The sequence below is a fragment of the Microbacterium sp. genome (genome assembly GCF_035277845.1).
GTDB lineage: Bacteria > Actinomycetota > Actinomycetes > Actinomycetales > Microbacteriaceae > Microbacterium.
Genome location: NZ_DATEJS010000027.1, coordinates 1 through 10,966 on the forward strand (window position 1 = coordinate 1; position 10,966 = coordinate 10,966).

10 protein-coding genes and 1 pseudogene are annotated in these 10,966 nt (G+C 69.6%); 6 read left to right on the forward strand and 5 right to left on the reverse strand.

Annotated features, from left to right (window positions below; translation table 11 throughout):
- Positions 1-542 (reverse strand): glycosyltransferase family 2 protein (locus VJR25_RS00850; protein WP_324111544.1); only part of this gene is annotated, 542 nt, incomplete at its 3' end.
- Positions 543-659: 117 nt separating this feature from the next.
- Positions 660-983 carry a WhiB family transcriptional regulator gene (locus VJR25_RS00855; protein WP_324111548.1) on the reverse strand — a complete coding sequence of 108 codons (324 nt, stop codon included), beginning with the start codon at positions 981-983 and terminating at the stop codon, positions 660-662.
- 212 nt (positions 984-1,195) lie between these two features.
- On the opposite strand from VJR25_RS00855, the gene VJR25_RS00860 reads away from it, so the two are divergent.
- The gene (locus tag VJR25_RS00860; protein ID WP_324111550.1) at positions 1,196-2,623 is read left to right on the forward strand and encodes an O-antigen ligase family protein; all 1,428 of its coding nucleotides are present in this window, start codon (positions 1,196-1,198) and stop codon (positions 2,621-2,623) included.
- Positions 2,624-2,630: 7 nt separating this feature from the next.
- On the opposite strand, the gene VJR25_RS00865 is transcribed toward VJR25_RS00860, so the two are convergent.
- A complete protein-coding gene (locus VJR25_RS00865; RefSeq protein ID WP_324111552.1) occupies positions 2,631-3,713 on the reverse strand; it encodes a DNA glycosylase AlkZ-like family protein in 1,083 nt (360 codons plus the stop codon).
- A gap of 29 nt (positions 3,714-3,742) precedes the next feature.
- Positions 3,743-4,123: a DUF3054 domain-containing protein gene (locus VJR25_RS00870; RefSeq protein ID WP_324111554.1), complete on the reverse strand. Its 381-nt coding sequence runs from the start codon at positions 4,121-4,123 to the stop codon at positions 3,743-3,745.
- Positions 4,124-4,201: 78 nt separating this feature from the next.
- Here VJR25_RS00870 and VJR25_RS00875 point away from each other — a divergent pair, with 78 nt between their 5' ends.
- Positions 4,202-5,224 carry an LLM class flavin-dependent oxidoreductase gene (locus VJR25_RS00875; RefSeq protein WP_324111556.1) on the forward strand — a complete coding sequence of 341 codons (1,023 nt, stop codon included), beginning with the start codon at positions 4,202-4,204 and terminating at the stop codon, positions 5,222-5,224.
- A gap of 152 nt (positions 5,225-5,376) precedes the next feature.
- The gene (locus VJR25_RS00880; RefSeq protein ID WP_324111558.1) at positions 5,377-6,831 is read left to right on the forward strand and encodes an APC family permease; all 1,455 of its coding nucleotides are present in this window, start codon (positions 5,377-5,379) and stop codon (positions 6,829-6,831) included.
- A 22-nt stretch (positions 6,832-6,853) separates the two neighbouring features.
- Here VJR25_RS00880 and gnd read toward each other — a convergent pair whose 3' ends face one another.
- Complete coding sequence (gnd, locus tag VJR25_RS00885) at positions 6,854-7,900, reverse strand: phosphogluconate dehydrogenase (NAD(+)-dependent, decarboxylating) (RefSeq protein ID WP_324111560.1); 1,047 nt, start codon at positions 7,898-7,900, stop codon at positions 6,854-6,856.
- Between the two features lie 236 nt (positions 7,901-8,136).
- On the opposite strand from gnd, the gene VJR25_RS00890 reads away from it, so the two are divergent.
- From VJR25_RS00890 to VJR25_RS00900, 3 genes and pseudogenes are all read left to right on the forward strand, one after another.
- Complete coding sequence (locus VJR25_RS00890; protein WP_324111562.1) at positions 8,137-9,570, forward strand: cytochrome ubiquinol oxidase subunit I; 1,434 nt, start codon at positions 8,137-8,139, stop codon at positions 9,568-9,570.
- 13 nt (positions 9,571-9,583) lie between these two features.
- The gene (gene cydB, locus VJR25_RS00895; protein ID WP_324111564.1) at positions 9,584-10,594 is read left to right on the forward strand and encodes a cytochrome d ubiquinol oxidase subunit II; all 1,011 of its coding nucleotides are present in this window, start codon (positions 9,584-9,586) and stop codon (positions 10,592-10,594) included.
- A 56-nt stretch (positions 10,595-10,650) separates the two neighbouring features.
- Positions 10,651-10,966, forward strand: a pseudogene (locus VJR25_RS00900) (thiol reductant ABC exporter subunit CydD); the annotation flags it as partial.

Here is a 10,966-nt window from a genome sequence, read left to right on the forward strand (position 1 = left end):
AGGTCGAGCCCGTCGTCGGCGCCCGCCATCGCCGGGTCGAGGCCGCCGAGGCTCAGCCAGGCGTCCCGGCGGATCAGGACGCCGCGCACGTCGGCGCCGAGCACGTCGTCCGCTCCGTCGTGCTGACCCTGGTCGAACTCCCCCGCGGCGAGTTCGACGGCGCGTCCCGCGTGGGTCATGGTCTGCCCGAGCGAGACGATGCGCGCCTCGTCGTCGAGGCGCACCAGCTTGGGCGCCGCGAAGGCCACCGAGGGAGCCCGCTCCAGCGCGTCGGCGAGCGCCGCGAGCGCACCGGCGCTCGGCACGGTGTCCTGCGCCAGCAGCCACACGGCATCACCGGAGAGCTGCTCGTCGGCGAGGCGCAGCGCGTGCGCATAGGACAGCTGGCGAGGGGCGGTGAGCACCTCGGCAGACGGGAAGTCGGCGACCGCGGCCGTCAACGACGGATCAGGGTCGCACAGGATGACGGTGACCCGGTCGACCGGGCGCGTCTGTGCGCCCAGCGCGGTCAGCGTCCGGCGCAGATGATGCGCCGAGGGCACGTGGGCGTCGGGTCGGGCAACCAGGACAGCATGAACTCGGGCGGGCATGACCTGCCCAGCCTAGGCATGTCCGGAGCCTGCACCCGGCCTTACGCGCCGAGGACGGCCGAGACCGGATCAGCTGGCGCGGTGCTTGAGCCGACGACGCTCGCGCTCGGACAGGCCGCCCCAGATCCCGAAGCGCTCATCGTTCTGCAGCGCGTACTCGAGGCACTGGTCACGCACGTCGCACGAGCCGCAGATGCGCTTGGCGTCGCGTGTGGAGCCGCCCTTCTCCGGGAAGAACGCCTCGGGATCCGTCTGCGCACACAGCGCGTCGGTCTGCCAGGAGAGCGGATTGTCTTCGCCGGTGTCGTCCCGGCGCACGCCGGGAACACCGCGTTCGATCGGATCGACGAACCAGTCTCCGGGAACGTCGGATCGGTATTGTGCTGCCGCCATTTTCGTTGCCCCTTTCCCCCCGAACCGCAAAAGGACGATGCACTAATTACACCGATGTCATTCCCGATGGTCAAGTCGCAGATGTTAAAGCCTCATGTGGGGGTTGAAGCTTCGCGACGCGCCGTCGGCGTGTCGCGTTCGATAACGGTCCGGTCTCGACGAGCGGGCGCGCCCGGCAGGATGCCAGGCCTCGCACGGTACCCTGATCGGCGATGGCCGTCCTCTCCAAGCATCCTGCCGGCGCGGTGCCCGGACCTCCGGCACGCGAACGGACGGGACATCTGCTGCTGCGCACCTGGTGCACGTTCGTGCTCTTCTCGGCTCTGGCCGGGCTCGGCTGGATCAACGCGATCGGCGCGGTGGCATCCGGCGTCCTCACGGTCGTCACGGCGGTCGTCTCGGCGGTGCTCTGGCTGGTGCTGCGCCCGGCCGTGCAGTGGCGGCGGCTGCCCTGGTTCGCGGTGGCGTACATCGCCTGGGCGGGGATCTCGGTCCTTTGGTCGCACTGGCCGGGGACGACGGTGCTCACCTGGCTGCTGGTGGTCATCACCACCCTTCAGGCCCTGTTCGTCGCCGCCGTGCTGACGTGGCACGAGATCGTCGCCGCGCTGGCCACGGCCCTCAAGTGGTGCGTCGGACTCTCCCTGGTGTTCGAGCTGGCGGTGTCGCTGTTCGTCCCGGGGCGCCTCCTCCCCCAGTTCGGGCTGCCGATCCCGGGACACCACTACGACCCGATCGTGTTCTGGTCCCGCGCGAACCTGCTTCGCGGCGGCTTCTGGCACGGACTCGTCGAGGGCGGACGCATCCAGGGCATCTACGGCAACGCCAACCCGCTCGCCGCCGTCTGCCTCGTCGCGATCATCGTCTTCGCGGTGCGCATCGCCGCCGGCGCGCCCCGACGCACGCTGCTCATCGTGTGGATCGCGATCGCGGCCTACCTGCTCTACCGCGCCGAGTCGGCGACGATCCTGCTCGCCGCCGTCTGCGTCGCCGCCGTGCTCGCCGCGACCCTCGCCATGCGCACCGCGCGCACCCCGAGCGCGCGCACGCGCCGCTACCTGCTGTTCGCCGCCGTCGCCGTCGTCGGCGGCCTGCTCGCGTGGGTCGAGCGCGACCGGCTGTTCACGGCGCTCGGCCGCTCGTCCGATCTGACCGGCCGCCAGAACATCTGGCAGGCGGTGCTCGAGCGCACCGCGCAGCATCCCGTGGTCGGGTGGGGATTCGCCACGCCGTGGCTTCCCTCCGACCCGGCCTTCGATCGCTGGATCGTCGACCACGGGCAGTCGGTCATGCAGGCGCACAACATGTGGATCGATGCCTCGATGCAGGCGGGGATCATCGGCGTGGTGCTGCTGGCCGGGCATTATCTGACGGGCATCTGGCGCTCCTGGTTCTTCGCGGTCGACCGCCCGCGCTGGGATCTGGACGCGGACCGACCCTATTCGGCCCTCTCCGTGCTGCCGGTGCTGCTGTTCACCGTCGTGCTCGTGCAGGGCTTCGCCGAGTCCGAGCCGCTGCTGCTGTGGGGATGGATGCTGCCGATCCTGTGCGTGTTCAAGGTCAAGCAGGCGCCCATCGTCGGCGTCGGTCCCGGCGAGAGGTCCGCGCGGCTGGAGCGCGGCGAGCACCTCGCCGGCTGACGGGGCCTCACCCGAGCCCGGCGACCGGCACTCCGAGCCACTCGCCGAGGTCGGCGATCTCGCCGCGGATCATCTCCATCTCCTCGGGCTCGATCGGCGCGACCTCGTGGAGCGCGGTGACGTGCAGCGTCTCGCGTCGGCGGTCGAGGGCGGCATCGAGCAGCGCGACGAACCGGTCGCCGACGAGGATCGGATGGGCGAACTGGCCGTACACGCGTTGCGCCTTGGGCTTGAACTGCTCGAGCACGTAGTCGAACTCGAAGACGTCGCGCAGCCGAGGGCGGTCGAACAGGATCCGGTCGTACGGGTTCAGGATGGCGACCCGTCCGCCGGGATCGTCGCCGAGCGCGGCGAGGGCCTGCGGATCGACCCGCCACCTGCCCTTGACCCCCTCGATGACGGCGGGCTCTCCGGCCTCGCCCACCGGCGTCCAGGGCGAGCGCTGCTTGGCAAGGCCGGCGGCCTGCAGTCGGCGCTCGTCGAGCAGTCGCGCGGCCTCGTCGTCGGAGTACTCGGGCAGGTCCCGCGGCCAGGCCCGTTCGGTGACGTCCCACCGGCGCAGGCGCCCCTCGCGGCCGACGACGGCGACGCGCCCCTGCCGCTCGAGGCACTCCAGCATGCGCGGCACCTGGTTCGACCCGTACCAGCCGCTCTCGGACCGCCGGGCGACCTGGGCGGTGTCCGCGATGTCGGAGGCGAGCAGCGGCCCGTCGGCACGGAGCCGGGCGAGCACGTCGTCGGCGAAGCGGGCGTTGGCCGCCATCCAGTCGCGCACCCGCGCGTACTCGGGCCAGCGGCGCATCCGCGGGATGATCAGGGGCAGCACGCTCACCGGCCGGATGGTGCCGTCGTATTCGAAGAGCACACGGTCGTCCTCGACCGCCTTGACGAGCTGCCCCGGCTCGTACCCCCAGCCGATGCGCGCCCACGCCGTGGCGTGCTGCGCCGGCGCGATCACCGCCGTCGGGTCGATCTTGATCGCGGCGAGCTGTTCGGCGACCTCGACGACGTCGCCCGGCCGGTTGGCGTCGAGCAGCTGCGCGCGCACGATGATGCGACGCGCGTCGTCGCGGCTCAGCGTGTGGGGCATGCCCCGAGGCTACGCCGCACCCCCGACGTTCAGAGGCGTCGCAGCAGCCGCCCACGACGCATGGTCGACGCGATCAGACGCCAGCCGACCAGGAACACGAACAGCACGATGCCGGCGACGATGACGAACGAGACCGCGACTCCCTGGCCGACGGCGACGCGCAGCAGCATCCCGGCGATGAGGGTGCCCGCCCAGACCTCCAGGCCGCTGCGCCAGGGTGCCAGGGGCTTGCGCCAGACGCGCCCGGCCAGCCACCCGACGAACGCACCGGCGAGGAACGGCCATGACGTGATCCAGAGCCCGGCGACGGCGTTCTCCCCGTGGCTGGCGCGTCCGATGAACGCGAACAGCACGATGAGAACGAGATCGAGCACGATGGCGAGGCCGAGCACGGCAGGGCGGGTCTTCACCCCTCCAGCCTAGGCATCGGGCGACCCGGCATCTTCATGCGCGGGAATGCATCCCGCCGACACCCGGTTGCAGGTGGTGTGCAACGCTTCGGAACACTCTCCTTCGGTCACTACGGCCCGCTCGGCGGCGGCCGCGAACTCACCGCACGCGATTCGATGCTGCAGGCCATCGACCTCGCGCAGGGGATGGACGACCTCGGCGCGAACGGCATCTACTTCCGCGTGCACCACTTCGCGCGGCAGCAGTCGTCGCCGATGCCGCTCCTGGCTGCGATCGCGGCCCGCACGCAGCGCATCGAGATGGGCACCGGCGTCATCGACATGCGCTACGAGAACCCGCTGTACCTGGCGGAGGAGGCGGCATCCGTCGACCTCATCTCCGACGGCCGGCTCGCGCTCGGCGTGAGCCGCGGGTCACCCGAGACCGTCGTGCGCGGGTATGAGTCGTTCGGCTACGCGAGCGAGGATCCCCGCGGTGCCGACGTGGCGCGCGAGCACTTCGACAGGTTCCTGCGCGCGATCGACGGGGAGGGCATGGCCGAGCGCGACCCGAACTCGCCGTTCGGCGGAGGCCGCGGACTGCAGCGCATCGAGCCGCACTCGCCCGGCCTGCGTTCGCGGGTGTGGTGGGGAGCCGGCAGCCGCGACACGGCCGAATGGGCGGGCCGCATCGGCGTCAACCTCATGTCGTCGACCCTGCTCACCGAGGACGCCGGCATGCCGTTCGACGAACTGCAGGCCGAGCAGATCGATCTCTTCCGTGCGGCCTGGGCCGAGGCCGGTCATCCCGGTACCCCGCGCACCTCGGTGAGCCGCAGCATCTTCCCGATCGTCACCCAGCAGGACGCCCTCTACTTCGGGCGACCCGAGGGCGAGGGCGTGGGATACATCGACGGAGGCCGCGCCACCTTCGGCCGCACCTACGCCGCCGAGCCGGACGTGCTCGTCGAACAGCTCAAGCAGGATGCGGCCCTGGCCTCCGCCGACACGCTGATGCTCACGATCCCGAGCCAGCTCGGCGTCGAGTACAACCTGCACGTCGTCGAGACGTTCGCGAAGCACGTCGCGCCCGCTCTGGGGTGGGTCGGCACCCGAGCCTGAGCGCCTGGACACCGAAGGGGTGGATCGCCATAGCGGCGATCCACCCCTCTTGATTTCGCCACGATGTCGATAGCTGAAAAAATCCTATGGCATACGATTGGCTGTCCGACGCGACGCAGCGGTCGCAACGCCCGAAAAGAAAGTACGGCCTGATGGCAACGAAGACGTCCTCCCCGCGCCTGGCGCGATCCCTCGGCCTGTGGGCCATCGTGGGTCTCGGCCTCGGCTACATGACCCCGACGACGGTGTTCGACACGTTCGGCGGCGTCGCCGAGGAATCCAAGAACCTGGTCCCGCTCGCGTACATCGCGGCCCTCGTCGTGATGCTCTTCACGGCCATCAGCTACGGCCGGATGACCCGCGTCTTCCCCTCGGCGGGCTCGGCGTACACGTACACGTCCGAGACGATCCACCCGAACGTCGGCTTCGTCATCGGCTGGTCCTCACTGCTGGACTACCTGCTGCTGCCGATGGTGAACGCCCTCATCGGCAAGAACTACTTCGAGTCGTTCTTCCCGGATGCGCCGGTGTGGATCTTCGTCGTGATCTACATCGCGATCATCACCGCCCTGAACTTCTGGAGCATGAAGGGCACGTCGAACATCAACATGGTGCTCGTCGCGTTCCAGACCGTCGCCATCCTGGTGTTCTGCGTCCTCGCGTGGGTGCAGCTGTCGCACGGCGCCGGGGATGCCACGCCGTGGACGATCAAGCCGCTGTGGACCGACCAGGTCTCGTTCAACAACATCGCCACCGCGGCCACCATCGTGTGCTTCTCGTTCATCGGCTTCGACGCGATCACGATGTACTCCGAGGAGGCGAAGTCGCCCAGCACGGTGCCGAAGGCCATCGTCGTGGCCCTGCTCCTCGGCGGGCTCATCTTCTTCCTGGGCGCCTGGTTCTCGCAGTCGGTCTTCCCGACGGCGACGGACATCCTCAGCTACAACCCGGGCCTGAAGCCCGACGACCTCGTGAACGAGTCGACGCTGCCGCCGATGGCCTTCGCGGTGGGCGGCACCTGGTTCAAGATCGTGTTCACGGCCGCCTCGATGGGCGCCATGGTCGCCTCCAGCCTGTCGTCGCACGCCTCCGTGTCGCGCATGATCTACGTCATGGGCCGCAACGGCAAGGGCCCCGTCTCGCGGTTCCTGTCGTTCATCCACCCGAAGTTCTTCACCCCGACCAACGCGGTGATCCTCGTCGGCGTGGTGTCCCTGCTCGCCATCCCCATGGACCTCGACACCGCCTACTCCCTGATCAACTTCGGCGCCCTGATCGCGTTCACGTTCGTGAACATCACGGTCATCGTCTACTACGCCATCCGGCGCCGGGAGGTCCACGGCTTCGTCCAGGTGTTCCGCAACATCGTCCTGCCGGGCATCGGCGTGGTGCTCACCCTGGTGCTGTGGGTGAACCTCAGCGCCGACGCACTGTGGGCCGGGTCGATCTGGCTGGTGATCGGCGTCGTCCTGCTCGGCTACCTGACGCGCTTCTTCCGCAAGCCGCTGACGATGCGCATGGAGGAGGAGACGCTCGCCGAGGAGGGCACCCCGATCCCGCACATCGTGCACGGCCACGAAGAGGCGCCCGAGCCCGACCGGGTCTGACCGGTCCGCTCGAGGCGGGTGGTCAGCTCGCGCTGCCGCCCGCCTCGAGCACGTCGCCCGCCGGCAGCTCCTGGTGGCCGCCGAACTGCAGACGCATCGCGGAGAGCACCTGGTTGGCGAAGTGGTCCTCGTCGCGCGACGCGAACCGCTCGAAGAGGGATGCCGCGAGCACCGGCGCGGGGACGCCGACGTCGACCGCGGCCTTGACCGTCCAGCGGCCCTCGCCGGAATCCGAGACGCGACCGGCGAGGCCGTCGAGCGTGGGATTGGCCTGCAGCGCGGCCGCCGACAGGTCCAGCAGCCAGGACGAGATCACCGAGCCGCGTCGCCAGAGTTCGGCCACCTTCGCGGTGTCGATGTCGAACTGGTAGTACTGGGGCTCCTCGAGCGGGGCCACCTCGGCGGAGTGCTCCGCCGACCGGATGCCGGCGTCGGCGTTGTGCAGGATGTTCAGCCCCTCCGCGAGCGCCGCCATGATGCCGTACTCGATGCCGTTGTGCACCATCTTCACGAAGTGCCCGGACCCGGTCGGTCCGGTGTGCAGGTAGCCGCGCTCCTCGGGTGCGAGGGCCCCCTCCCGGCCGGGGGTGCGCTCGATGTCGCCGGCGCCGGGAGCGAGGGTCGCGAGGATCGGCTCGATCGTGTCGAACGCCTCGTCCGGACCGCCGACCATGAGGCAGTAGCCGCGCTCGAGCCCGAACACGCCGCCCGACGTGCCGATGTCCATGTACCGGATGCCCGCCTCCGCGAGGGCCGCGGCCCGACGCACGTCGTCGCGGTAGTTCGAGTTGCCGCCGTCGATGAGGATGTCGCCGGGTTCGAGGTGCGGTGCGACCTCGTCGACGATCTTCCCCGTGAGTCCGGCCGGCACCATGAGCCACACGACGCGCGGCGCCTGCAGGGCGCCCACGAGACCGGCGATGCTGTCGGCGCCCGTGGCTCCCTCGGCGACCAGCGCCCCGACGGCATCCGCGTTCACGTCGTAGACGACTGCGTCGTGCCCGTCGCGCATGAGGCGGCGGACGATGTTGGCACCCATCCGGCCGAGGCCGATCATTCCCAGTTGCATGGATTTCCCGTCCCTTCGGGGGCCGTCGCGTGGACGCGGGCCCGCCCGGCTCAGCCTACCCACGGCCCGTTCCAGACCGTTCGACGGGACCGCTGTGGCCATACACCGCATCGACCGTTGCATCCTGCACCCCAGGCGATTTCCCAGCGTCCGTTTCACCTAGACTGATCGCCAGTAGCGGGCTCTGCCACCGGCGGCCAGAGGGCTACGGCGGGCCCGTGCGACGGAGGCCCCGTATGGATGTGCTCGACCCCCTTGCGCTCGCGCGCTGGCAGTTCGGCCTGACCACTCTGTATCACTTCATCTTCGTGCCCCTGACGATCGGCATGGGCCTGATCGTCGCCCTCTTCCAGACGGCGTGGCATCGCACCGGCAAGCTGAAGTGGCTGCACCTCACACAGTTCTTCGGGAAGATCTTCCTCATCAACTTCGCCATGGGCGTGGTCACCGGCATCGTGCAGGAGTTCCAGTTCGGCATGAACTGGTCGGACTACTCCCGCTTCGTCGGCGACGTGTTCGGCGCTCCGCTCGCGTTCGAGGGCCTCATGGCGTTCTTCCTCGAGGCGACCTTCATCGGCCTCTGGATCTTCGGGTGGGATCGCCTGCCCCGCGCGCTGCACCTGGCATCCATCTGGATCGCCTGGCTCGGCGCCACCTTCTCCGCGTACTTCATCCTCGCCGCGAACGCGTGGATGCAGAACCCGGTCGGCTACAAGATGGTCGGCGGCCGCGCCCAGCTGACGAACCTGTGGGCGCTGCTCGCCAACAAGGTCGCGCTGGCCACCTTCCCGCACACGATGTTCGCGTCGTTCATGTTCGCCGCCGCCGTCGTGGTCGCCGCCGCGGCATGGCAGATCAAACGGGGCCGCAACGTCGAGATCATGCGCCCGGCCCTGCGCTTCGGCCTCTGGGGCGTGCTCGTCGCGTTCGTCGGCGTGTTCATCGCCGGCGACCAGCTCGCGATCGCGATGGTCGAGACGCAGCCGATGAAGATGGCCGCCGCGGAGGCGTTCTACAACAGCGGGTGCGGAGCGAACGCCTCGTTCTCGCTGTTCTCCCTCGGCACCCCCGACGGCACGAGCGAGATCTTCTCGGTGCGCGTCCCGTATCTGCTGGCCCTGCTGTCGACGCACACCTTCACCGGATGCGTGGAGGGCATCAACGACCTGAACGCCCTGTACACGCACCGGTTCGCGGCCACCGGTCGCACCGACTTCGCCCCGACGATCTGGATCACGTACTGGGCGTTCCGCTGGATGATGGGCCTCGGCGCGCTGGCCGCGCTCATCTCGCTCGCGGGTCTGTGGGTCACGCGCCGGAAGGCGAAGCGGCCGGTCGCGGGCTGGATGTGGACGGTCGCGATCTGGGCGGCTCCCCTGGCGCTGCTCGCCAGCCTCGTCGGGTGGGTGTTCACCGAGATGGGCCGGCAGCCGTGGATCGTGTTCAGCCTCATGCTCACGCAGGACGGCGTCTCGCCGAACGTGCCGGGATGGCAGGTGCTGGTCTCCCTCGTCGTGTTCACGGCTCTGTACGCCGCCCTGTTCTTCATCGAGTTCGGGCTCATCGTGAAGACGGTGCGCAGGGGTCCCGATCCGCTTCCGGATCCGGATGCCGTGCACGCGCCCGGCGACGGCGCCGCACATCCGCAGCTGACGACGACGGTCTACTGAGAGGGGACGCATCATGGATCTCGCACACCTGTGGTTCTGGATCATCGGCATCCTCTTCATCGGGTACTTCGTGCTCGACGGCTTCGACTTCGGCGTCGGCATGTCGCTGCCCTTCCTCGGCCGCGACGATGTCGGGCGTCGTCAGGTGATCAACACGATCGGTCCCGTGTGGGACCTCAACGAGACGTGGCTGATCGTCGCCGGCGCGTGCCTGTTCGCCGCCTTCCCGCAGTGGTACGCGACGCTGTTCAGCGGCTTCTACCTGCCGCTGCTCGTGATCCTCGTGACGCTCATCCTGCGCGGCGTCTCGTTCGAGTACCGCCACCAGCGCGACTCGCTGCGCTGGAAGGCGGGCTTCGACACCATGATCGTCGTCGGCTCCGCCGTGCCCGCGTTCCTCTGGGGCGTCGCGTTCGCGAACATCGTGAACGGCGTGCCGCTGGATGCCGGCCACAACTTCACCGGCTCCCTCTTCACGCTGCTGAACCCGTACTCCCTGCTCGGCGGGCTCACCACGCTGCTGCTCTTCTTCGTGAACGGGCTGCTGTTCGTGGCCCTGAAGACCGACGGGCAGGTGCGGGAGGATGCCCGGTCGCTGGCGTTCCGCTCCGGCATCCTCGCGCTCGTGGTGGCCGCCGGCTTCCTCGCGTGGACGGTGCTGGCGCACTTCAGCACGCCGGTGCTGCTGTTCGCGGTCGTCGCCGCCGTGTGCCTGCTCGTGTCGATCGCCTGCAACCTCCGTGGCGTGGAGGGCTGGGCGTTCGGATTCGGCGCGGTCGTCGTGCTGACGGCGGTGCTCACGCTGTGGTGTGCCCTGTACCCCGACGTCATGCCCGCCTCGAACGACCCGGCGCACAGCCTGACGATCGAGAACGCCTCCAGCAACACGTACACGCTGCAGGTCATGTCGTGGGCGGCGCTCATCTTCCTGCCGCTCGTGGTGCTGTACCAGGGGTGGACGTACTGGATCTTCCGCCGGCGCGTCACCCGCTCGCACATCGAGAACGCCGCCGCAGCACATTGACCGGCCCCACGCCCCCTCCACCCGTCGGCGGCGCGCCGCGCGGAGCCTCCGGGCGTGTGGGCCCGCCGATCGACCGGAGGCTGCTGCGGTACGCCTCGGCATCCCGCTGGTTCTTCGCGCTCAGCGCGTTGGTGACCGCGGCGCAGACGGCGGTGATCATCGCGTTCGCGGCCGTGCTCACGCATCTGCTCACCGGCGCGATCGGCGGGATGCCGGTCGGCGCCCTGTGGCCCTGGCTCGGGGCCGCGACCGTCATCGTGCTGGTGCGCGGTGCGCTCACGGTGGCCTCCGATGCGGCGGGGGCGATGGGCGCGGCACGGGCGCAGGTGCAGCTGCGCGCAGCGCTCACCGCCGCGCTGCGCCGGCTCGGAC